We start from the raw sequence: 24,119 nt of genomic DNA on the forward strand, positions 1-24,119 counted from the left end.
GAAAAATGCGCTGCATATGCCCGGAAGTTTGAAAGGAACACCTCGTCATCGACCTAAGTCACAGTGCGCACGTCGCTATTTTCCCGGGCCACTCGACAGACTTATGTCATGACACCATCCTCTCGCGGTGCCGCAATGGTCGCCCGATGCGAGAGAGACGTCACCGATGAGCAATCCATCAAAAGCCAATGTTCTCTGGTTCCTGCCGACCCACGGCGATGGACGCTATTTGGCCTCGACCCATGGTGCACGCGACATCGACTTCAAATATCTCCGTCAGATCGCGCAGGCCGCCGATCAGTTGGGTTATTTCGGCGTGCTGCTGCCCACGGGGCGAAGCTGCGAAGACTCCTGGGTCGTCGCATCCGCTGTGGCTCCGTGGACTGAACAGCTTCGCTATCTCGTGGCGGTTCGGCCGGGCCTGCAATCGCCGAGCGTCGCCGCGCGCATGACCGCAACCCTGGACCGCGTCACCAACGGTCGCCTCCTGATCAATGTCGTGACCGGCGGCGATCCTGTCGAGAACAAGGGTGACGGCATCTTCTTGCCGCATGACGAGCGCTACGCCGTCACCCGCGAATTCCTCAACGTCTATAACGACCTGCTCGCCGGCAAGACCGTCAATGTGCAGGGCAAGCATATCCAGATTGAGGACGGTCGTCTGATCTTCCCGCCGGTGCAGTCGCCGCGCCCGCCGCTCTATTTCGGCGGCTCGTCGGATGCCGGCATCGATGTCGCGGTGGACACCGTCGATAAATATCTCACCTGGGGCGAGCCGCCGGCGCTGGTCGCCGAGAAGGTTGCGCGCGTCAAGGCTGCTGCCGAAAAGCGCGGCCGCAAGCTGTCTTTCGGCATCCGTCTTCATGTGGTCGTGCGCGAGACCAATGAGGCGGCGTGGAAGGCTGCCGACGAGCTCATTCAATATGTCACCGACGACGTCATCGCCAACGCGCAGAAGACATTGGCGCGGCAGGACTCGGTCGGCCAGCAGCGCATGATGCAGCTGCACGGCGGGCGTCGCGACAAGCTCGAGATCAGCCCGAACCTCTGGGCGGGCGTCGGCCTCGTGCGTGGCGGCGCCGGTACGGCGCTGGTCGGCGATGCGCAGACGGTGGCGGCGCGCATCAAAGAATATCAGGACGTCGGCGTCGATACCTTCATCATGTCCGGCTATCCGCATCTCGAGGAAGCCTATCGCTTCGCCGAGCTCGTCTTCCCGCTGTTGTCGCTGCAGCAGCACGACAACGTCACATCGCTACGGACGCGCACCGGCCCGGTCGGCGAAATCGTCGCCAATGAGCATCGCGCGCAGAGCGCCTCGTAATTCCGACAGGCACCCATCATGAGCATTGTTGAAATCCTTCCCCGCGTTCGCAGCTTTCGTTTGCCGCGCATCGATGGCCTGACCCAATGGATCGTGCCACTGGTCATCCTGCTCGTCTGGCAGGCTGCGTGCGTCACCGGCTACGTGCCGGCGCGCGTGATGCCGGCACCGACCGATGTTGCGTTGGCCGGGTGGAAGCTGCTGATCTCGGGTGAACTCGCCCAGAATATCTGGGTGTCGTTCTGGCGTGCGTCCGTCGGCTTCCTGATCGGCGGCAGCATCGGCTTTGCCTTCGGTCTCGCCAACGGTCTGTCCCAGCTCAGCAGCAAGCTCACCGACACGACGCTGCAGATGGTGCGCAACGTGCCGCATCTGGCGCTGATCCCGCTGGTGATCCTGTGGTTCGGCATCGACGAGTCGGCCAAGCTGTTCCTGGTCGCGCTCGGCGTTTTCTTCCCGATCTATCTCAACACGCTGCACGGAATCCGCACCGTCGATCCGCAGCTGATCGAGATGGGCCGCATCTATGGCATGCGGAACAGCGAACTGTTCCGCCGCGTGATCTTCCCGGGTGCGCTGCCGTCGATCTTCGTCGGCGTCCGCTTCGCGCTCGGCATCATGTGGCTGACGCTGATCGTGGCCGAAACCATCGCGGCCTCGTCGGGTCTTGGCTACATGGCGATGCAGGCGCGTGAATTCATGCAGATCGACGTCGTGGTGCTCAGCATCCTGATCTACGCGCTGCTGGGCAAGGTCGCCGACAGCGCCTCGCGCGCGCTTGAACGGCTGACATTGTCCTGGCATCCGGCCTTTCAGAAACATTGAGCGAAATTCGGAAGCGAGAATTTGAAATGACCGTGCAACAGTCTCTTCGCCTCAGCCACGCCGATGCTCAGGTCATCGATGCGCCCGTCGATTTCGAACAGGCCCTCGCCACGCAGGCGCGGCGTCCGTCCGAGCAGAAGTCCCGTGGTCTGTCGCTCACCATCCGCGGCCTCCGCAAATCCTTCGGCAGCAATGAAGTGCTGCGCGGCGTCGACCTGCATATTCCTGCCGGCCAGTTCGTGGCCATTGTCGGCCAGAGTGGCTGCGGCAAGAGCACGCTGCTCCGCCTGATCGCAGGCCTCGACGCGCCGACCGCCGGCACGATCAGCTTTGGTGAGGAAACCCGCGCGGAGGACATCCGCGTGATGTTCCAGGAACCGCGCCTGCTGCCATGGGCCAGCGTGCTTTCGAATGTGGAAGTTGGCCTGGGGACCGACCGGACATCGGCCGATGCCAAGGCGCGCGCTGAAAGTGCATTGACGGAAGTCGGCCTCGCCGAGAAGCGCGATCAATGGCCGTCCGTCCTGTCAGGTGGCCAGAAGCAGCGTGTTGCGCTGGCGCGGGCACTGGTCAGCCATCCGCGCGTGCTGGCGCTCGACGAGCCGCTCGGTGCACTCGATGCGCTGACGCGTATTTCGATGCAGCAGTTGCTCGGCCGCGTCTGGCACGACCAGACCTTCACCTCGATTCTGGTGACGCATGACGTGTCCGAGGCCGTGGCGTTGGCTGATCGCGTGCTGGTGATTGAAGATGGCCGTATCGCACACGATATCAATGTCGATATCGCGCGGCCGCGGCAGCGCGGCTCCGCAGATCTTGCGGCGCTGGAAGGTTCGATCCTGCGCAATCTGCTCGGCCCGGAAGCCGATGCCACTGGCTTGTGAGACTATTGTGACCTGCGAGGCTGCCATGAATTCCGTCGTTCGTAACATCGTTGTCGATCGTGAGGTTTCCTCTGGTCGTGAGGTCTCCTCGCAGGAATTCCGCGGCGCTATGCGGGTGCTGGCTGGCGGCGTCAGCGTGATCACCGTCGGGCGCGGCAAGGATATCACCGGCATGACGGTGACGTCGGTCTCTTCATTGTCGGTCGATCCGCCGACGCTGATCGTCAGCGTCAACCGGGAGTCGTCGTCCTGGCCGCTGCTGCAGCGCTACGGCGCCTTCGGCGTCAACATCTTGTCTGCCGATCAACTCGACGTGGCCGAGCGGTTTTCGGGCAAGGGCGGCTTGAAGGGTGCAGAACGTTTCGTCGGAGCGCAGTGGGTGACCCGGGCAACCGGCGTGCCGTTGCTGGCGGGCAGCCTGGCGGCGATCGATTGCGACGTCGAGGAAGTCATCGAGCGTCACTCCCACGCCATCGTCATCGGCCGCGTCCGTGATGTCATCACCTCCGTCCCGCACACCGCGCTGACCTATTGGGACGGGCAATATGTGGCGATCGACCAGAACGAGGATAATCTGAAGCTCGCCGAAGTCAGCGTGCCAAGCATGCGGGCGCTTAGGGAGATCTGACGCGCCGCCGTCGTCCCGTTTCGTCGTTCTCAAACACTCTGAGTGGGTGAGCGGGGAAGCCCGACATGTTCATCCCCATCGTCATTCCGGGGCGCGTCGCCGGCGAAGCCGGCAGAGCGCGAACCCTGAGTTTCCACTGTCATTCCGGGGCACACGAAAGCGGCGAAGCCGCTGAAGTGTGAACCCGGAATCCGGGAGTGTTCAGCGCAAAACAGGTCAGGATTCCGGGTTCGCGATACGCCGCCTTCGGCGTCTCCTCGCGCCCCGGAATGACGGGTGTGGCCAAGGTTGCGTCAAACATTTTTTCCTATCCCCCGTTGACAGCATCTCCATCAGGTTTATATTCCCCTTTGTCCTGCCCCACCGAGAGGGGCGATCGCGATCGTCACGTTCGCGGGGCAGGGTGCGGTGGACGCCGGAGATGCGGCGTTACGCGGTTCATGGGTGACGTCTGTCTTCGGGCAGGACGGATCTGCGCCAGCACTGCCACTGGCAAGGAGACGGCCGGCCTTGGGATGGAAAGACCCCTGGACAGTGTGACGGACGACCAAATCGAAACGCGTCCGGCTTACTCGCTTGAGGCTCCCTGTCCCTCCGCCGTGGGACCATCATTTTGGTGATCGGACCGTTCGCCAAGGCAAAGTGCAAGCAGGCTGAAAAAACACCGTATGCGGAACGTCGGGCACTTCGCCCAGCGCGTCCGAAAGTCCTGATGCATTCACAATTGCGGAAGACCGCATCGCATCAGGCCCAAGGGTGCAACGGGCACCCGGCGTTCCGCACGCCCTCTCAACAGGGGGTGGGAATGCAAGACACGACGGCGCCCCCGCGCCGCAAACAACAGGGGCGATGTCGCATGTCTGAAGCGCGTGGCTGCTTGAAGTTCAAACGATCACTGAGCCAGCGGTCGCGTCCCGAAATGACGGCTCACTTCGTCAGCAATGCAAACGAGCCGTTCCAGTCCGCCGGTGGCGGGTTCTCCTGATAAGCGCGGATGCGTTTCTCATAGAGCTCGTAGAGCTTCTCGAGCGCATTCGCGACATCGGAATTGCGACCGCGCTCGATGGCGAACAACGCGTCGTCCCAGTCGCGACTACGATAGCAAGCCAGCATCTCGATGGTCAGGTTGCGCAGCGTCTGGAAGCGTTCCGAATGCGTCACGTCCTCGCGTCCGGCGATGGCGTAGATCACTTCCGGTTCTTTCTTCCCCTTCACCATGATGAAATCGAGTTCGAGAATGGCGAACCTGTCCTTGACGGCGAGCGCGGTCTTCGAGCCGACGATGATCGGAAAGCCGTATTCCTTTGACTGGCCTTCGAGACGCGAGGCCAGATTGACGCTGTCGCCGAGCACCGAATAGTCGAAGCGCAGATCAGATCCCATATTGCCGACGACGCAGATGCCGGTATTGAGGCCGATGCCGACATTGATCGGGATGTAGACGTGGCCGCCGTTCTCGGCCTCGGTCTGGCGCAGTCTGTTCAGCGCGTCGATGCGCTCCAGCATGTCGAGGGCGGCGTGGCAGGCATTGATCTGGTGCTGACCGTCGTCGAGCGGCGCATTCCAGAACGCCATGATGGCGTCGCCCATATATTTGTCGATGGTGCCCTTGCGATCGAGGATCGCATTGGTCAGCGGCGTGAGGAAGCGGTTCATCAGCGTGGTCAGGCCATGCGGATCGTGCTTGTAGGACTCGGAGATGGTCGTGAAGCCGCGTACGTCCGAGAACATGATGGTCATCTCGCGTTCCTCGCCGCCAAGCACCAGTTTCTCCGGCGACTGGGCGAGCTGAGCCACCAGCGCCGGCGACAGATACTGACTGAAAGCGGATCGGATGCGGCGGCGCTGCGCCTGCTCGCGCACGAAATTGCTGAAGATGAGCGTGAGATAGATCAGCGTGGTCGAGAACAGGGGATAGGTGAAGTCGATCAGCAGGCGATGTTTCGTGTAGAAGTACCAGGATGTGCCGGCGAGTAGTGCGGCAAAAACCGACCCCATGAGGACCAGCGTCACAGGACCGAACATGGGTGCCAGCGAGATCACCACGACACCAAGCAGCAACGCGACGCCGAGCTCGACGGCGATTGCATAGTTCGGCTGCGACAGCACCTGCCGTGTCAACGCGCTTTCCAGCACCTGCGCGTGCACTTCGACGCCCGGCAGCACCGGATCAATCGGGGTTGTCTTGACGTCCAGCAATCCCACCGACGATGTCCCGATCAACACCAGCTTGCCTGCAATGGCACCGGGCGGGAAGCTGCCGTCGAGTACGTCGGACGCCGGAATATATATCGACGGATCGTGCTTCGCGAAATGCACCCAGAACTGCCCGTTGCGATCGGTTGGAATTTGCAGGCCCTTGACCGCGATGCTGCGAATACCTGCCTCGTCCGATCTGGTCAGAATGGTATCTGTACCTGTGGCGACGCGCAGCATTTCGAAACTCAGCGATGGCAGCGTCATGCCCTGAGCTTGCATCAGCATCGGCACGCGCCGAACGATCGCGTCACGCTCGGTACGAATGGTCAGCAGACCGCGGCCGGCTGCAGCGGATTCCAGCGTCGATACGTTGCGGAGCAGCCCCGGAAAATTGATCATGTATGGGGCAGGATCGCCGCCCAGCATGGCGAGTCCCGTCAGCGGCAGCGAATTGTCCAGCGTCTTGACCGGGTTGGGCAGCCCCGATTCACCCAATACGACGCGCGACTGCTTTATCGCCTGTGCCAGTATCGCGTCATTGCTCGGAAGCGCGCGGAGCTTGGCCCGTGTCTCTTCATCCAGTCCCTGGAAGAAATCTGCAGCAATCGCAGGCGTCATTCGGTCCGGCTCGGGAAACACGATATCGAACGCGATCACCACCGCACCGGCGCGTGTCAGCTTGGTGACGAGTTCGGCAACGCGGGTGCGCGGCCACGGCCACTGACCGTCCTTTGCGAGACTCTTTTCGTCGATATCGACGATCACGACAGGTCTTGCCGTTTTCACCCGCGGCTCGATCACCTGATAGGTGTCGAAAGTCCGCATGCGCAATTCCTCGATCGCCGAAGGATCTGCGATGCGCAGCAATGCGAGGCCCAGGAGCAACACGACGCAAAACGCCCGCGCCCGTCCAAACTTCTGCGCCAGCCGTCTTACTCGCCGCATGCGCTTCATGGGTGCCGGGTCATTTCTCGCGGAAGGCGCGCATCAATTGATCGCTCAGCGGCTTGGCGAGATAGGACAGCATGGTGCGGTCGCCGGTCTGCACGAAGGCTTCGACAGGCATGCCGGGGATCAGGCGCACATCGCCGAGCTTGGCGACTTCCGATGCCGGCATCGAAATCCGGATCGTGTAATAGCTCTGCCCGGTGCGCTGATCCGTCGTCGTATCCGGGGAGACGCGGCTGACGGCGCCGTTGAGCTCCGGCGTGGTGCGCTGGTTGAAGGCGGAGAGCCGCAGCAGCGTCTTCTGGCCGATCTGCAGCTTGTCGATATCCTGCGGATTGACCCGGGCTTCCACCGACAGATTGTCGGTCTGCGGTACGATCAGCATGATCGCATCGCCGGCGGTGATGACGCCGCCGATCGTATGCACGGTGGATTGCAGCACCATGCCGTCCTGCGGCGCGCGGATGTCGATGCGGCGCAACTGGTCCTCGGCTGTGACCTTGCGTTCGACGAATTCGCCGATCTTGTCATTGGTCTCGCGCAGATCCTTGGAGACTTCGCTGACGAGATCTTTGTCGATCTGGAAAATCTGCAGCTCGATCTCGGTGATCTTGCCCTTGGCCTGGGCACGGGCGGCGATGAACTGCGCGCGTTCGCCGGCGAGGCGCGCGGCGTCGCGTTCCAGCACGGTCAGGCGCGAGATCTGCACCAGTTGCTGATCGAACAGTCCGCGGACGCCGACCAGTTCCTTTTCCACCAGCGCGATTTCGCGGGTCTTGGCAGTCTCCTGCGCGGTGAGGCCAGCGATCTCCTCGTTGAGCTGCGCGATGCGTTCGCGAAGCTGCTGCTTCTGGCCGACGCGGCCGGTCGAGCGCACATTGAACAGTTTCGTTTCGCTGGCGATGACATTCTTCACGTCGTCATCCGCGATCTGCTCGATAAGTTGCGGTGGAAACGTAATCCGATCAACGCCGCGCTGCTCGGCTTCCAGCCGCGCCGCGCGTGCCCACAATCCGTTGAGGTTCTTGGTGACGATGGCGAGGCCGGCTTTGGTGACGGTGTCGTCGAGACGCACGACGACATCGCCGGCTTTCACCACGTCGCCGTCGCGGGCGCGCACTTCGCCGACGACGCCGCCGGTCGGGTGCTGCACCTTCTTGACGTTGGAATCGACCACCACCGAGCCTGGCGCAATCAGGGCGCCGGAGATCTGCGCCGTCGATGCCCAGCCGCCCAAACCGCCTGCGAGCACGAGCACAACGACGAGGCCGATAATGAGGTGGATTCGGATCGAGCGGCGCGATCCTGTCAGCGGCGTAGTCATGGCTTGGCTACTCCACCGTCGGCGACGATCTTGATCGGCTGTGCTGCCGGGCGCTGCAGCACCTGACCCAGGACGGTCTCCTTCGGTCCGAAGGCCTGCATGCGACCATCCTTCAGCACCAGCAGCATGTCGACGCCTTCGATGCCGATCGGCCGATGTGCAACCACGATGACGATGGCGCCGCGCGTCCGGGCCGCGCGCACGGCCTTGGTCAGCGCTTCATCGCCTTCGGTGTCGAGATTGGAATTGGGTTCGTCCAGAACGATCAGGAACGGATCGCCATACAGTGCGCGCGCCAGCGCGATGCGTTGCGCCTGACCGGCGGACAGAACGCCGCCGTGATCGCCGACCTGCGTATCATAGCCCTCGCGCATGCCGACGATGAGGTCATGTACGCCGGCCTGCCTTGCCGCGGTGATGATGTCGTCATCCTTCGCATCGGGATCGAAACGGCAGATATTGTCGGCAATGGACCCTGCAAACAGTTCGACGTCCTGTGGCAGGTAGCCGATATGGCGGCCGAGATCGTCGGGCGCCCATTGGTCGAGCGCCGCGGCGTCGAGCCGGACATGACCGCGCACCGGCTTCCAGACGCCAACCAGTGCACGCAGCAGCGATGATTTGCCAGAGCCCGAAGGTCCGATGATCCCGAGGCCGTTGCCGGCCGCAAGTGCAAAAGTGATGTCGCTGACCGTGATCTTCTGGTCGCCCGGTGGTGCGATGCTGACGCCTTCGATAGTCAGTTTCTGCGACGGGTTCTGCAGCTGAGTGACAGCTGCCTGATCCGGCAAGGCATATAGCAGCCCGTTGAGCCGATGCCAGCTCTGCCGGGCGGTGACAAACCCCTTCCAGTGCGCAATCGCCAGATCGACCGGCGCCAGCGCGCGGGCGCTGAGGATCGAGCCGGCGATGATGATGCCGGCGGTGGCTTCCTGATTGATCACGAGATAGGCGCCGACACCGAGCACCGCTGATTGCAGGATCATGCGCATCACCTTGGCGATGGCGCCGAGACCGCCGGCCACATCGCTGGTGCGCTGGTTGCCGGCCAGATAGGTCTCGTTGGCCTCGCGCCAGCGTTGTGTCAGACGTCCCGCCATGCCCATCGCGACGACGACCTCGGCATTGCGCCGGCTGGCCGAAGCGATGCCACTGCGGCGTGCCGCAAGACCGTTGGCCTCGCGCGCAGGTTCGCGGGTCATGATTTCCGTGAGGATCGTGAGACCCACGAGCAGAACTGCGCCGACCAGCGCGGTAACGCCGATCATCGGATGGAAGGCAAAGCAGATCGCCAGATAGAGCGGCAGCCAGGGCAGGTCGAACAGCGCGCTCGGTCCCATGCCGGAGAGGAACGAGCGAACATTGTCGAGGTCGCGCAGCGGCTGCAGGCCTTCGTTGTGTCCGCCGGCGAGGAGGGGCAGTCGCACCACGGTTTGGAACACGCGAGGGCTCAGCGCCTCGTCGAGCGAACTGCCGATCCGTACCAGAATGCGACCGCGCAGCAGGTCGAGAATACCTTGGGCCACGTAGAGTCCGCCGGCCAGGATGATGAGACCGACGAGGGTCGGCACGCTGCGGCTCGGCAGCACGCGGTCATAGACCTCGAGCATGAAGAACGAGCCGGTCAGATACAGGATATTGATCATGCAGCTCATCAGCCCGACGCCGAGAAAGGCGCCGCGGCAGGCCCGCAAGGCATCGCCGAGCTCGGTCCGCGCCGGCAGGCTGGAGGTTCGTGACAGGCCACGCTGCATCGTCAAACCTTTGCGGATCATGCGGACGGTCGCTCGTCAGGCACCAAGCGCCACCCCAAGCCCCGATCTGACAGCCATTATGCCATCAGTCAGGCGACTTGTGCAGGTGCTGTCCGCGGGACGGTTAACGGTGCCGCGTTACGCCACGTTGGAATAGGGGTGGACGATGAAGTCGCTGGCGTGCAGCTGGGACATGTGCACGTTGGTGAGCTGCAGCGTGTCACCGCCATCGAGGTGGATCAGGGTATTGTCTCCCTTTTGCTCGATTCCGCCGGACAGTTCCCAAAGGGTCAGCTTCAGATCGCCGAAGGGGCCTGAAAGATTGGGCACGCCACGAATGTGGTCGAGCACGATCTTGTCGGTGCCCACTTTGAAGTCCGTGATGATATCCTTGTCAGCCCAGCCGCTATGTGGCCCGAAGACGAACTGATCCGAGCCATGGCCACCTGTCAGCGTATCTTTGTTGGCCGTTGCGAAGATGACGTCATTTCCGGCCGTGCCGTTCAGTGACACCTGCGTATTGGACTGGAGAGGCGCTGTATTGAAGATGAAATTGACATGCTCGCTGGCGCCGAACCCGTCAGTGATGGTGACCGCAACGGTCGCCTGAGGCGTTTCCGAACTGGTTGGTTTGAAGGTGAAACCGTCTTCGAGATAATGATCGATAGACGACAGTGATCCCGACTTCACCACCGTGCCGTTGATGTCCAGCTTATAGTTCTCACCGGTGGACCAATCTTTGTCCCACACGGACACGTCGGAAATCTTGAAATAGCCGTTGCCGAGCTTGGAAAGTTCAGCCGATGACGTGTCGAATTCCGGCGCATCATTGGTCCACGTGATCTCGGTACCGCCCCGATGGTCGGAGTCGATGTCGAGATGTTTCAGCACGCCTGGATCTGTCAGCGTGAAATAGTCGTTCTTGCCCCAGCCGTAATGCACATCGACGACGCCGTCGTGCTGGTCGAACCAGAGCTGCCAGGGCGAAATGCCCTTCAGGTCGATCGTGTCGCCATAGGACAGACCGGATACCGTCCCGACAAAGTGCGAACCACGATCGAGGATCAATTCGTCGCTGCTGCAGCCAGAGAATGTGACATTGGCATCCGACCAGCCGCCGAATTCGAGATTGCCGCCGCTGATCCTCGCGGTGCCGTGACCGGTGACATTGCCGCCGATCTCGAACAGGCCCGCATAGGCTTCGATGGTCCCGTAATTGACTAGATCGCCTTTGATTTCGAGACCGCCGGTGGCCATCGACGCGATCAAACCAAAGTTGATCAGGCTACCCTTGCCGGTGTCGATAATCAGTGCGTGCGAGCAGTCGGATGCGATGATTTTACCGTCGCATTCATTGACGATGCTGAGCTTGCCGTCGCCGAGCTTGCCATAGCCGTTGATCGTATTGTCGGCATTGATGAGTTTCGAGCTGAGCGAGTCGCCGGTGATCCGGTCGGCGCTTCCGTCGAGCGTCACGGTGCCTTCGCCATCGAGCGTGACCGTGCCGTGGATCAGCAGGGTCGCGCCGGCCGTGTGATCATCGACCAGCAGCGTGCCGGTGTTTTGCACGACACCATGGACTTCGAGTGTCGTGCCCGGTGCGAGCTGAATATCGCCGTCGTTCACCAGTGTGCCGGTGACATTCAGCGTTCCGGTGCCGGTCAAATCGAGTTCGGCCTGGACTCCGATGTGAAGCCCGGCGATTTCCAGCAGGCCATTGAGATTGAAGGTAACTGTCCCCGTATTGATATAGACGATCTCGTCTGCCGTCGGGACGATCCCGAGCGACCAGTTGCCGGGCGTGTTCCAGTCATTGTTGACGGCGCCAGTCCAATAGTTGGAGGCTCCGTAGGGTGGCGGCGCAGCGATGATCACATCGGTTGGGCCACTGGCAACCAGTTCGGCGGTTCCACCGCCGTCGGTGTAGCTGACGATAACATAGACGGTCACGCCGACATCTGCGGCAGTGAGGACGTAGCTGCTGCCCGTGGCCTGCGAAATCGCGACAGGTCCATTGGAGCCGGGGCTCAAGCGGTACCATTGATAGTGAAACATCCCCAGCCCATCGACATCGGCCACGCTGCCGGTCTGGGCAGTGATCGTCGCGCCTTCCTGGAACGTTCCGGAGATCGTGACCTTGCCGCTGGGCAAATCATTGACCGGCGTGACGTCAAGCGCCGCATGGCCATCAACCGCCGTCACGCCGTCGGAGATCCGATACGTAAACGACACGGGTCCGTTGAAATTGGCCGCAGGCGTGAAGGTCCAGGTGCCGTTTTGGTTGTGAGTGAGCGTGCCGCAGCCGTTCGCGACTTCAAGACAGGTTACGTGCAGCGTCTGGCCGTCGGCATCCGTGGCATTTGCCAGCAGCTGCGCCTCTGTGATGGTCAGGCTGCCGTCTTCGTCGACGGCTGCGAGCGTCACACTGCATGTATCCGGGGCGTGGTTCTCACCGGGCGCGACCGTGCTTTCATAGGGGGCGCTGAGATTGTTGTGGCTGCCGCCATCGTCCACCTGCACCGTGAAGGTGGGCTGGCTCGTGCTGCCGTCACTGACGAAACGGACATGATGTTGGGCGAGTTGCTCACTCGTGAAAGTGTAGGTGGTCTCCGAGCCAGTCGACTCAGCGCTAACTCTTTGCGACATGGGCGTCGCCGGCACCCAGTCGGTGCCGTCCCACACTTCGAATGTGCCGCCAGTGACGTTGCTCACCGTGAAAGTGAAATCGGTCGTTCCGTCGGGATCGCTGACCGTGAAGCTTGTATCGCTCAGCACCGTCACGCCGCCAAGGACGACTTCGATCGATGTGCCGGCGATTACCGGAGCATCGTTGACGCCTGTAATCGTGATGGTTTCGGTCTGCGCGATGCTCGCGCCATGGGCGTCGGTGATATTATAGGTGACCTTGAGAGTCGCGGTCTCACCTTCGCCGAGATAGGCAAATGCGTTCGCGCCGATTTCCAGCGTGGCGCCGTTGAGTGTCACGCCGGCCTGCGTGTTGGCCGGTGCGCCGTTGTTCAGTGAGAATTTCACATTGCTTACGGTCAGCGTCGCGGTTTCGCCGAGATCGGCATCGGACGCACCGGCGAGCAAATCGAAGCTCTGGGTGGCATTGCTCTGCGTTGCGGCGCCTGTCAGCGTAGATGCAACGACCGGCGCATCATTGGAGCCATCGACCGTGAAGGTCAGCGTCTCATGGGTCGTGTCCGGCCCGGATTGGCTATCGAAGCCGATAGTGTAGACGGCCTTCTGTCCTGCGGCGAGGAACTTGAACGCTGCCGGGTCGTAACTGACATGGCCGGTTTGCGGATCGACGGTGATCAGCGATTTGAGGTCAAGCGAGGCAGGTGTGCCGCTCGGGCCGTTCGCCGAAATGATATGCGCCGTTCCCGGCACATAGGGTGTCGCAACGTCGCCGCTGTCGGGATCGGTGATCTGGACCTGATCCTTGATCTCGAAGCTGGTCTTGTCGATCGGCAGCATCACGACAACCGGCGCAACGGTGATGGTCGGCGCCGTGTTGAAGCGCGTGATCGTGACGATGATCGGCGGCGTATTGGGAGCATCACCTGGCAGGTTGATTGGAACCTGGAAGGGCTGCCCCGGCGGCGCATCCGGCAGAGGAGCGAATTTCAGCGGATCCGGGCTGGTGCCGGAATTGGGATCGGCCGGTGATGATCCACTACCGGATCCGTTGCTGCGCGGATTGGCGTTCGGCACATAGTTCGGGAAATACGTCTGGAAAACAGGGCCAAGAATAGCCATTGCTTCCGGCGACAGCGGTGGTGCCTGGCCTGTCGACGTATCGCCATTGCCGAGCACGCTGGTCACCTGACCGGCTGCATTCACTGTGCCGATGATCTGGCCGCTCGTCTTACTATACAGCACATAAGAGCCGACGCGCCCGCCCGGCTCGACCAGAACCTGGAATTTCACCGGCGGCGCACTGCCTTGTCCCGGAACCTCGAAACCGATTTCGACCAGCACCGCGGTGCCGCGGATGCCCATGGTGGCAACCGGCGTATCGACGCGCATGTTGCCATGCTTGGCAGTCTCGCCAGCAACGAAGGTGATCGTGCCCTGCACGAGGCTGAGCAGAGATGAATTCGACGATCCCTGGGGATCGTAGACCATCTCGTTCAGCACCATGCGTGCGTTGGCCGAGAGACCGAACACGGTGCCGTCAATGAAAGTCATGGTCAGCGATGAGTCCCCGCCGGCCTGGACAACGTCGCCCTTCTGCACCTGATCGCCGACATTGAGCATCACGGAGACGCCGTTGCGGATCGCAGTCGCGCTGCCGGCTAGTTTGCTGACGGTGCCAATGACCTGCGCGGCAGCATTGGCGCCGCCGCCGAGCTGCGCGACCTGCACTTCACCGACAAGGGCAGTGACGAGGTCGCCGGACAGCTGCGCGCCATCGGGCGACGACAGAGCTGCGCGCAGCGAACCCTTGAAATAGTCGGAGACGACGTGTTCGTGCCCGTCCTTGGACAGCACGAGATCGACGCCGGAGCGCTTGTAGTCGCCGGAGAACAGCAGGTTGGCATCCTGCACGACAATAGTGGAACCGGCTGTATGAGTGGAAAACGTATGGCCAATACTGCCGCCACCAGCCGTTGGTTCGGCCGGAGCATCGCCAGATTGCGAAAATTCGAATGGACCCGCGTAGTTCAATGTCTACCGCGCATGGTTATGGTTATTAATTAGCTAATTTGCGAGCCATGCATACCACCGCGGGGTGCAATGCGATAGTGGACGTCTGCGCATCACCCTTTCAAGCTATTGGCCGCTTTGTGAAATTGCCTCAATGTCATTGATCCATATAGTAAATTTTCATTAACGATGTTCCGAGTTCAGTCTGTGTTCCCGGTCAAGGAACTCAAAGCCAAGGGAACAAGGGCGTGAGGTAATATAATCCTCTAATTCTGCCATTTCGATATAATTGTAGCCAAGCCGGTTAGCCCCCTTTCAGCCTGTCCGCGAACTTCGTCGACCAGGCTAACCCCTTTTAATCCCGTCGAAAATCAGCCGCCTCAAGATGGCCCCACAAATGATCCGGTCACGTGCGAGCAGCCCAGCTTGCCGATGCCCGGACAGACGGGGCGTCTATGATGTGGACTTCTGCTTTTGCGCGGGTGCGCTGCGCGTCTGTGCTGGCCTTGGGGCTGGCGATTTTCGCGGCACCCACGGATCTCACGGCCGGAACGGCCTTTCCTGACCAGGCGATCGGCGCTGTCGACCGGCCTGCGGAGCCGTTTGGCCTCGCCACATCGGCGCTGCCGGAAGGCGAGCTCAAAGCCAAGTGGCGCGGGGTGGAACGCGAGCAGGACGACGAGCAGCTTGCCCTGGAGCTTTGTGCCGAGACGCCCGTCCGCTGCTCGCCCGAGGCGGCGAAGTTTCTGGATATCGTCGGCGACGCCAGTGCCCGCGATGGTCGCGCCCGTATGGGTGAGGTCAATCGCGCTATCAATCTGGCGGTTCGGCCCGGCGATGATCTTGTGCTCTATGGCGCAACGGATGTCTGGCGTTCGCCGCTGGCACTGTTCGCCACGGGCGCCGGCGATTGCGAGGACTACGCCATCGCCAAGTTCACCGCATTACGTGCCGCCGGCGTTGCGGCCGAGGATCTGCGGGTCGTGATCCTGCGCGATACGCTGCGCCAGGAGGATCACGCCGTTGCGGCCGCCCGCCTCGATGGCCGCTGGTTCATGCTCGACAACCGTCGCATGGCGATGGTCGAGGACGTCAACATGAAGAACACCAGGCCGCTCTTCGTGATGGATCAGAACGGTATCCGGCAATATGTCGATGCGCCGCTGCTGGCAGCTACGCAGCGTCCCGTCGCGGATGAAGCAGCTCTGACCACGCTGGCATCCAGCGCCAAAAAGACATCGGGCCGCCCCGCGCTGTAAGCGGAACGGCCCGTATCGATCGAAGCTTCGGTCGGTCGCCTGATTTAGGCCGCGCGAACCTTGGTCAGGAAGTCCGTCACCGCCGATTGCAGCATGCTGGCCTGCCCGTCGAGCTCGCGCGCACCGTTGAGGACCTGTCCGGCCGCTTGTCCCGTGGCGGAGGCTGCCGCGTTGACGCTGCCGATATTGGTGGCGATTTCGCTGGAGCCCGTCGCTGCCGCCTGAATGTTGCGGGCGATTTCGCGGGTCGCAGCGCCTTGCTCCTCGACGGCCGATGAGATCGCCATGGAGATCTCGCTCATCTTCTCGATGGTCGCACTGATATTGCCGATCGCCGAGACGGCATCGCCGGTCGTCGACTGCATGCTGGCGACCTGCGCCGAGATTTCCTCCGTCGCCTTGGCTGTCTGGGTTGCCAGGGCCTTCACCTCCGAGGCGACGACCGCGAAACCGCGTCCCGCTTCGCCTGCACGGGCGGCCTCGATGGTGGCGTTGAGCGCCAGGAGGTTAGTCTGTGCTGCAATCGTGTCGATCAACTGCACCACAACGCCGATCTTCTCGGCTGCGCCGGACAGGAGCTGAACCGTTGCGTTGGTTCGGTCTGCTTCGCCGACGGCCTGCCGTGCGATCTCGGTCGATTGCGCGACTTGCCGCGAGATTTCCTCAACGGAGGCGGTCAGTTCTTCCGCTGCAGCGGCAACGGTCTGCACGTTGTTCAGCGCCTTCTCGGACGCCATGCTGACGCTGGCGACGCGATCGGTGGTTTCGCTTGCGGTGTTGGTCATGGACGATGCGGTGGCCTGCATTCCGGCCGCGGACGTCGCAACCGATTTCACGACGCCATTGACGCTTTGCTCGAAGCCATCGGCAAGGCTGTTCATCGCCGACTTGCGTTCGGCGGCGACGCGCTGCTGGACGGCGACCTCTTCCTGCTCGAGGCCATGCATGCGGATCGCATTATCCTTGAACACCTGCACCGTCGTAGCCATCGCACCGATCTCGTCGTGACGGCCGGCGCCGGGGATCTCGGCTTCCAGCTTACCGTCAGCGAGATCCCGCATGCGGGTGCCGAGCTGGCTCAGCGGCCTCGTGATGCTGCGGGCGATGAACCACGCGATCAGGCCGGCGACAACAGCGATACCGAGGATCGCTGTCGCCAGCGACCAGATGATCGGCGTCAGCTTCGCATCGAGATCGTCGAGATAGGCGCCGGTGCCGACGAACAGATTCCAGTCGGGCACGGCAACCGCATAGGAGAACTTGCGGATCAATTCGGTCGTACCCGGCTTCATGTATTCGTAATACAGCGTGACATCGCCCTTGGCGGCGACGCCGTCGCGCAACTCGCGGGTCAGCGCACGGCCGTTGGTCGGGACGTCCAGCCGGTTGGTGCCGAACTGTTTCGGATCCGGCGTCACCAGCGCGATGCCGTTCATGTCATAGGAGAAGACGTAGCCGTTGCCCTTGTCATAAGTCATCGTGCGGGCGCGCTTGACGAATTCCTGGATCGCGGCATCCTTCGTCAACTCGCCGGCTGTCACCTGCTTCTGCAGACCGAGCGCCAGATTGCGCGCCGTTTCGACGATGGCGAGAACCTGCTCCATGCGAGAGCTGCGCATCTCGGCGCTGACGAGGCGCGTCGCCTGCACGCCGGCGAGGCAGAGACCGATCAGAGTGACGGTGACGAGAAGCCCAAGCTTGGCGGAAATCGGCAGGTTATTGAGCAGCTTCACGGAAAAGGTCTCCAGCAATCGCGAGCCATGCTTGGATGGCGGTACAATGCTGCACGATACGCAGATGCGTCTTAGAACTTCCTTAATCGTAATTCTCAGGAGTCTCCGACGGTTGTGGCTTGGAAAGTTCGCCGCTTCACCTGCAAATTCAGCGGGCTGCGTGTGGAGCTGACTCAAAATACGCCTTGCGCGGGCGCGGATTCGGGGCGTCAAATGCCGGCCATAAAAACAAACGGGGAAACGATATGGGGCGTCTCGACAACAAGGTTGCAGTCATCACCGGTGCAACGAGCGGCATCGGATACCGTACGGCGGAAATCTTCATCGCGCAGGGTGCGAAAGTCGTGATTGCCGGGCGTCGTGCGTCGGAAGGCAATGCGCTCGCTTTGAAGCTCGGCGCAAATTGCAGTTTCCGTCAGACCGACGTTACCGATGAAGCGCAGATGAGTGCACTGATCGGTCACGCGGTCGAGAAATTCGGCCGCATCGATTGCCTGTTCAACAATGCCGGTGGTCCGGCGCAGACCGGCGGTATCGAGGGTCTCGATGTCGATCGTTTCGATGCAGCGATGGCGACACTCGTACGCAGCGTCATGCTCGGCATGAAACATGCCGCCCCGCATATGAAGAAGCAGGGCTCGGGTAGCATCATCAACAACGGCAGTATTGCCGGCCGGCTCGCCGGCTACTCGTCCTCGGTGGTCTACGGCGCCGCCAAGGCCGCGGTCATCCATCTAACCAAATGCGTGGCGATGGAGCTCGGTGAGAGCGGCGTGCGCGTCAACAGCATCTCGCCAGGCGCCATCGCGACCGGAATCTTCGGCAAGGCGCTGGGACTATCGGTGGAAGCAGCCGAGCAGACGCCGGCGCTGATGCGCGAGGCGTTCAAGGCTGCGCAGCCGATCCCGCGCGCTGGTCTGCCGGACGATATCGCCCATGCCGCGGTGTTTCTGGCGAGCGACGAGTCGTCTTTCGTCAATGGCAACGATCTGGTGGTCGATGGCGGTGTCACCGGCGGTCGCAATTGGAGCCAGCAGCAGCAGGGCTATGTCGCGATGCGCAAGGCGTTCGGCCAGGACAATGGCTGACGGGCAGGGGAGCGAAGAATGTCCATCACATGCGATGTGATCGCACCGAGGCTGCCCGAAGCCCGCTGTGTGTCTGTTGCCGTTGCCGCGGGACTGATGTGTGCGATTGCCCTTGGCAAGGCACTCCCGACGACAATGGACGCCTTATCGACGGTTCTGGCGCCGCTCTGCGCCGTCAGTAGTAATGGCTCCAGCGTCAATCCCGGCGATGCGGTGGAGCTGATCACGTCGCATGCGCTGCCGAATGTGCCGGGCAAGCGCGTGACCATTGTGCGCGTGTCCTATGGACCCGGCGGCTTCAGCGCGCCGCATCGTCATTCGGGCACGGTGACAGCCTATATCACCAAGGGCGAGATCCGCTCGCAGCTCGGCGGCGGCCCGGTCGAAACCTTCAAGGTGGGGCAGTCATTCTTCGAGCCGCCGGGCTCGACGCATCTCGTTTCGGCCAATGCGAGCAATACGGAGCCGGCCGAGCTGATCGCGGTGTTTGTGGCCGATGAAGGCGCGCAGCTTACGATGCCGCTGGACTAGTTGCGGTGATCGAGGCTGGCGTCTTTGGCATGACGCGTCCATGCCGTTGCAGAAAGGACAAACCTGCGGCCGTCACCTGAACGACGGAGCCATGTCCGGCGATGTGCATGCGCGTGGCAAATCCACGATCGATGCAGTCTTCCCACACCGTCAGTCGTGGGCACGACGTCCGCCATGCATCGAGCACGTCGGCATAGGATCTGGGTTCACGCGCGATCCATTCCAGAAGATCAAGGATCAGGGGATCGAGGTCACGGGGTGCGAGCTCATGGGGCATGGCGTTGTCTGCCTCCCGCGATCAGGGCCGGCGCAATCCGCACCGCCCCATGCTATCGATACGCATATAATAAGAACCGGGAGACATTCCATGTCCAGAACTTTGCGAGCCATGCTTGTCGCTGTGGCGACCCTTGCTGCCACGGCCAGTGCACCCGTTGCGGTGCAAGCGCAGACCAAACCCAAGGTCACGTCGCTGGGGCCCGATTTTCCGAAGACCGAGATATTCATCGGAAACAGCTTCTTCTATTTCAACAACAGCATGCACAGCCACGTGCTGGCGCTGGTGCGTGCCGCCGATCCCGCCAACAGGACGAGCTATCAGGCGATTTCGGTGACCATCGGCGGTTCCGGCTTCGAATGGCACGATGTCGAGAGCTATTTCCGACCCAACGCCATCGCGTCCTATTCCTTCGACGACAATAACAACATCATCTTCAACACGCGCGAGCGGCTGTTCGACGCTGCGATCATGATGGATTGCAGCCAGTGCCCGATCCATCCCAAGCTGAAGTCGGTCTTTACTGAATATGCGAAAAAGGATGCGGATATCGTCCGTGCCCATGGCGCGAAACCGATCTTCTTCATGTCCTGGGCCTATGAAGACAAGCCGGAGATGACGCAGCAACTGGCCGAAGCCTATACGGTCGCCGGCAATGACAACAACGCCTTGGTGATTCCGGCAGGGCTGGCATTTGCCAGGATGCGCGCGAAGCAGCCCGAGCTCAATCTCTACCAGCCCGACAGGCGTCATCCGAGCATGGCAGGCACATACCTTGCGTCCTGCGTGGTCTTCAGCGCGCTGACGGGTCGCTCACCGGTGGGCAATCCGTATCTCGCGGGTCTCGACGAAGCGACTGCGAAGATACTGCAGATGGCGGCGTGGGAAACGGTGCAGGACTATTACGGGAAGTGAGCGGCAGCCTCTCCCCGTCATTGCGAGCGCAGCGAAGCAATCCAGTCTTTCTTCGCCGAAGTGAAGAGCTGGATTGCCGCGTCGCTTCGCTCCTCGCAATGACGGAGCAAAGGCCTGAGCCGGGCTTACCCCTTCTTCTGCAGATTCGGTGCATTGACCAGTGGAATCGCCACGCGTCCCGGCCCGGTGAGCGGCAGCGCTGCCGCCGCTTTCTCGTTCGCCATGATCTTGGCCATCACGGCCTGTCCAGCGCGTTCGAACACCTCGCGGTTCTCGATCACGAATTGCTGCGACTTGCGCAGTGATGCGATGTAGCCGTTGATCTCCGGCACCACGTAGCGCGCCACCATGTCCCAGCTGCGCCTCGCGTTTTCCGGATTGGCCCAGTCATGCACGAAGCCGATGATGGTGCCGACACCGCCTGAAACCTGCATCAGGTTCTTGATGGTCTTGATGAGGTCATCCGGCGTGCCGATGGTCGAGGCCGCATTCTCGCCGCCCGCCGTCTTTTCCACTGCGTCCTCGGGTGAGGTGAAGGGCTGCAGGCCCGGCCGCTGCAGCGTACCGACATTATATTCGTTGTGCCAGCGCATCAGGCCGGGGCCGGCCTCGCGCGCGGCCTGTTCGCGGGTCTCGGCGATATGCCAGGACAGCAGCACGCGCCAGTTGGCGCGATCGACCGTGGTGCCGTGTTTCTTGGCGGCGTCTTCCGCAAAGCCCCATTGCGTCGGCAGTGCCATCAATCCCTGCGTCGACATCGAGCCCAGCGAGATGATGCCGATGCCGTATTTGCCGGCCAGTGTCATGCCAGACGGGAGATCTGCGACGCCACCACGAACGGCATCTCCTCCTGCAGCGGCAGGATCTGCAGCGCAGCGTCGTTCATGGTGAACCAGTCGCTCTTTGCGGTGACGCGCTCACCGTTGAACAGACGGCGGATGATGGCGATGGCTTCGTCCTGGCGGTCGCGCTGGGTCATCGGGTCGATGCCGAGCGTATGCGCGTCGGAGGCGAGGGCACCCGGGCCGGAGCCGAAGATCGCGCGGCCGCCGGTCATGTGATCCAGCTGCACCATGCGCTGCGCGACATTGTAGGGATGATGATAGGGCAGCGAAATTACGCCGGTCCCCAGGCGAATGCGCTTGGTGCGTTCGCCTGCCGCGGCGAGGAACATCTCCGGCGAGGCGATCATCTCCCAGCCCGACGAATGATGCTCGCCGCACCAGAATTCGTCGTAGCCGAGCGCATCGAGCTGCTCGACGAGATCGAGGTCCCTGCGGAACTGTAGCATCGGGTGCTCCCCGATCGGATGATGCGGTGCGAGAAAGGCGCCGAACTTCACGCGAGCCATAGTGTTTCCTCTTTGTAATGTTCTTAATGTTTTCGTTGCGCAGCCTATGGCCGGATGTCGCGGCATTCAATGCAGTCCGCTGCATGGCCGCGACGCGCTGCCGCACAATGCCGCCTTGCGGAACGATCGGGTCGATCACCATTTGATGGCTGCACCGCAGCGTTTCCCGCACATGTGCTGGCGCACGGGGGCAGGAGGACCAATGAGCTACTTCAAGACCGCGATTCTGCTGGCCGGCATGACCGCCCTGTTCATGGGCGTCGGCTACCTCATGGGCGGCGCGTCGGGTGCGATGATCGCGCTGGTGGTCGCCGCCGGCATGAACATGTTCGCCTACTGGAATTCGGACCGCGCGGTGCTGTCGATGCATGGCGCCCAGTCAGTTGATATCAGCAACGCGCCGGACTTGTATCGCATGGTCGGCGAGCTCGCCCATAATGCCGGCCTGCCGATGCCCAAGATCTACATCATGGACAATCCGCAGCCGAATGCTTTCGCCACCGGCCGAAATCCGGAGAACGCCGCTGTCGCCGTGACCACCGGCCTGATGCAGCAGCTCACGCGCGAGGAACTCGCCGGCGTGGTGGCGCATGAGCTTGCGCATATCAAGCATCACGATACGTTGCTGATGACCATCACCGCGACCATCGCCGGTGCGATCTCGATGATCGCGCAGTTCGGCATGTTCTTCGGCGGCAACCGCAACAATAATGGCCCGGGCATGATCGGCCAGATCGCGCTGATGATCCTGGCGCCGCTTGCCGCCATGCTGGTGCAGATGGCGATCAGCCGCACGCGCGAATATGCCGCCGACGAAATGGGTGCGCGGCTCTGCGGCCAGCCGATGTGGCTCGCCTCGGCGCTGGCCAAGATCGATAATGCTGCGCATCAGATTCCGAACGAGGATGCCGAGCGCGCGCCCGCGACCGCGCATATGTTCATCATCAATCCGCTGTCGGGGCGCGCCATGGATAATCTGTTCACCACGCATCCTGCGACGCAGAATCGAATCGCAGCGCTGCAGCAGCTTGCCGGGCAGATGGGTGCTCAGTCGCGTGCGCCTGTGCGTCCAGCACCGTCCGCGACTGGCCCGTGGAACGGCGGCGGTCAGACGCGCCGCGGTCCGTGGGGCTAACGATCCGCTTTGACTTAACAAGTTTGGTCGCCGCGCAGCACCTTCCGGTTCAATGAAGGTCGGACATGGCTGCGCGGCTATTCGCTGCGCTTTAGTCCGCTTGTTTCCATAACCTAAATCGTCATCGTGTGCGCTCCTGAAACGGGGACGCATGACTCATGCTCGGACGCATTCTGACGGTTGGCTTGTTTGTTTTGTTCGGTACGTGTGCAGTACAGGCCGATGCCACAATCCCCACCAAGGATATTCCCGGCGCGCGCGATAGCGCGTTGCTGAAGCGTTACGATGGCTCCTTCATTATCAGTTATGAGCGCCTTGCCTTCACCGATTTCACCATCCCGCTGTCGAAGCTCGAAAAGACCGGCGATAACGATCGCGATCGGATGAACAATCAGGTCTACAAGCCGAACAAAGTGCTTGAAGTGGAAGGCGCACGCACGCGCATCACCTATCTGCTGCCGGCCAATCGGTCGCCGCTTGAAGTGCTGCGGAACTATCAGGATGTGGTGAAGGCAGCCGGCGGCGAAGTGCTCTATAGCTGCAAGACTGATGACTGCGGCGGCGATCCGACGCGCTCCGCTGCGGGCGGCGGCGGCGATATGAGCCTGCTGATGTATTTCGTCACTGAGGCGCAGTTGAAAGACGGCGATTTCTCCAACGGCAAATGCGCCATGGCGTCCCATCTCGATGATCAGCGCTTCTTCGCTGCCAAAATCCCGCAAGCTGGCGGCGATGCCTATGTCACCGTGCAGACTTACCTCGTGAAGGACGACCTCTACTGCAAGGCCTTCAACGAGCGCACGGTCGCCGTCGTGCATATCATCGAGCCGAAGCCACGCGAGCAGAAGATGGTGGTGGTGAAAGCCGACGAGATGGCGAAGACCATCGGCTCCACCGGCCGCGTTGCTCTCTACGGAATATTCTTCGACACCGGCAAAGCTGACCTGAAGCCGGAATCATCGCCGACCCTGCAGGAGATTGCGGGTCTGCTGTCGTCGGACTCAAAGCTGGCCGTGCTGATCGTCGGTCACACCGATAATCAGGGCACCTATGACTACAATCTCGATCTCTCTCGTCGTCGTGCAGAATCTGTTGTCACCGCGCTGACCACGAGCTTCCGTGCCGACGGCAAACGCTTGCGCGCGGCCGGTGTCGGCATGCTCGCACCCGCAGCATCGAATGACCAGGATGATGGCCGCGCCAAGAACCGGCGTGTGGAAGTCGTTAAGCTGAACTGATCGCAACGGATGTTCAGCTGGATGGGCTCGCCCGCGTCAGGTCTTTCGGA

The 24,119-nt window shown here is 61.9% G+C and carries 15 protein-coding genes and 2 pseudogenes; 10 read left to right on the top strand and 7 right to left on the bottom strand.

The genetic code is table 11. The features are described 5' to 3' along the window. The first annotated feature begins 166 nt into the window (after positions 1-166). From ssuD to AB8A38_RS20890, 4 genes and pseudogenes are all read left to right on the top strand, one after another. Complete coding sequence (gene ssuD, locus AB8A38_RS20875) at positions 167-1,324, top strand: FMNH2-dependent alkanesulfonate monooxygenase (RefSeq protein ID WP_068730429.1); 1,158 nt, start codon at positions 167-169, stop codon at positions 1,322-1,324. An 18-nt stretch (positions 1,325-1,342) separates the two neighbouring features. Then, positions 1,343-2,149 carry an aliphatic sulfonate ABC transporter permease SsuC gene (gene ssuC / locus AB8A38_RS20880; RefSeq protein WP_089263466.1) on the top strand — a complete coding sequence of 269 codons (807 nt, stop codon included), beginning with the start codon at positions 1,343-1,345 and terminating at the stop codon, positions 2,147-2,149. A gap of 239 nt (positions 2,150-2,388) precedes the next feature. Next, a pseudogene (locus AB8A38_RS20885) lies at positions 2,389-3,033 on the top strand (ABC transporter ATP-binding protein); the annotation flags it as partial. Between the two features lie 25 nt (positions 3,034-3,058). Continuing rightward, entirely contained in the window at positions 3,059-3,661 is a 603-nt protein-coding gene (locus tag AB8A38_RS20890) for a flavin reductase family protein (protein ID WP_439087255.1), read from the top strand. 927 nt (positions 3,662-4,588) lie between these two features. Here AB8A38_RS20890 and AB8A38_RS20895 read toward each other — a convergent pair. The 4 genes from AB8A38_RS20895 to AB8A38_RS20910 all read right to left on the bottom strand — a co-directional run bounded on the left by AB8A38_RS20895 (position 4,589) and on the right by AB8A38_RS20910 (position 14,443). After that, complete coding sequence (locus tag AB8A38_RS20895; RefSeq protein WP_439087256.1) at positions 4,589-6,814, bottom strand: CHASE2 domain-containing protein; 2,226 nt, start codon at positions 6,812-6,814, stop codon at positions 4,589-4,591. A gap of 10 nt (positions 6,815-6,824) precedes the next feature. Continuing rightward, complete coding sequence (locus tag AB8A38_RS20900) at positions 6,825-8,132, bottom strand: HlyD family type I secretion periplasmic adaptor subunit (RefSeq protein WP_439087257.1); 1,308 nt, start codon at positions 8,130-8,132, stop codon at positions 6,825-6,827. After that, on the bottom strand, positions 8,129-9,886 hold the full coding sequence (locus AB8A38_RS20905) for a type I secretion system permease/ATPase (RefSeq protein ID WP_439088571.1): 1,758 nt from the start codon (positions 9,884-9,886) through the stop codon (positions 8,129-8,131). The genes AB8A38_RS20900 and AB8A38_RS20905 overlap by 4 nt, the downstream gene beginning before the upstream one ends. A gap of 138 nt (positions 9,887-10,024) precedes the next feature. Further along, on the bottom strand, positions 10,025-14,443 hold the full coding sequence (locus AB8A38_RS20910) for a cadherin-like domain-containing protein (RefSeq protein WP_439087258.1): 4,419 nt from the start codon (positions 14,441-14,443) through the stop codon (positions 10,025-10,027). A 557-nt stretch (positions 14,444-15,000) separates the two neighbouring features. Between AB8A38_RS20910 and AB8A38_RS20915 the strand changes: the two genes are divergently transcribed. Next, a complete protein-coding gene (locus AB8A38_RS20915; RefSeq protein WP_439088572.1) occupies positions 15,001-15,801 on the top strand; it encodes a transglutaminase-like cysteine peptidase in 801 nt (266 codons plus the stop codon). Positions 15,802-15,845: 44 nt separating this feature from the next. Here the strand turns inward: AB8A38_RS20915 and AB8A38_RS20920 are convergent, their stop codons facing one another. Then, positions 15,846-17,534: a methyl-accepting chemotaxis protein gene (locus AB8A38_RS20920; RefSeq protein ID WP_439087259.1), complete on the bottom strand. Its 1,689-nt coding sequence runs from the start codon at positions 17,532-17,534 to the stop codon at positions 15,846-15,848. Between the two features lie 245 nt (positions 17,535-17,779). On the opposite strand from AB8A38_RS20920, the gene AB8A38_RS20925 reads away from it, so the two are divergent. Both AB8A38_RS20925 and AB8A38_RS20930 read left to right on the top strand, forming a co-directional pair. Then, on the top strand, positions 17,780-18,622 hold the full coding sequence (locus AB8A38_RS20925; protein WP_439087260.1) for an SDR family NAD(P)-dependent oxidoreductase: 843 nt from the start codon (positions 17,780-17,782) through the stop codon (positions 18,620-18,622). 18 nt (positions 18,623-18,640) lie between these two features. Beyond that, positions 18,641-19,153 carry a cupin domain-containing protein gene (locus tag AB8A38_RS20930; RefSeq protein WP_439087261.1) on the top strand — a complete coding sequence of 171 codons (513 nt, stop codon included), beginning with the start codon at positions 18,641-18,643 and terminating at the stop codon, positions 19,151-19,153. Here the strand turns inward: AB8A38_RS20930 and AB8A38_RS20935 are convergent. Further along, a complete protein-coding gene (locus AB8A38_RS20935; RefSeq protein ID WP_315839723.1) occupies positions 19,134-19,430 on the bottom strand; it encodes a hypothetical protein in 297 nt (98 codons plus the stop codon). The two genes, AB8A38_RS20930 and AB8A38_RS20935, sit on opposite strands and share 20 nt — an antisense overlap. 111 nt (positions 19,431-19,541) lie before the next feature. Between AB8A38_RS20935 and AB8A38_RS20940 the strand changes: the two genes are divergently transcribed. Then, on the top strand, positions 19,542-20,345 hold the full coding sequence (locus AB8A38_RS20940; protein WP_439088573.1) for a DUF4886 domain-containing protein: 804 nt from the start codon (positions 19,542-19,544) through the stop codon (positions 20,343-20,345). Positions 20,346-20,470: 125 nt separating this feature from the next. Here AB8A38_RS20940 and AB8A38_RS20945 read toward each other — a convergent pair. Beyond that, positions 20,471-21,696, bottom strand: a pseudogene (locus tag AB8A38_RS20945) (LLM class flavin-dependent oxidoreductase). Positions 21,697-21,898: 202 nt separating this feature from the next. On the opposite strand from AB8A38_RS20945, the gene htpX reads away from it, so the two are divergent. Beyond that, positions 21,899-22,831 carry a zinc metalloprotease HtpX gene (htpX, locus tag AB8A38_RS20950; protein ID WP_439087262.1) on the top strand — a complete coding sequence of 311 codons (933 nt, stop codon included), beginning with the start codon at positions 21,899-21,901 and terminating at the stop codon, positions 22,829-22,831. A 158-nt stretch (positions 22,832-22,989) separates the two neighbouring features. Further along, the gene (locus AB8A38_RS20955; RefSeq protein ID WP_439087263.1) at positions 22,990-24,069 is read left to right on the top strand and encodes a DUF4892 domain-containing protein; all 1,080 of its coding nucleotides are present in this window, start codon (positions 22,990-22,992) and stop codon (positions 24,067-24,069) included. Positions 24,070-24,119 lie beyond the last annotated feature (50 nt).

This window comes from Tardiphaga sp. 839_C3_N1_4, assembly GCF_051811045.1.
Lineage (GTDB): Bacteria > Pseudomonadota > Alphaproteobacteria > Rhizobiales > Xanthobacteraceae > Tardiphaga.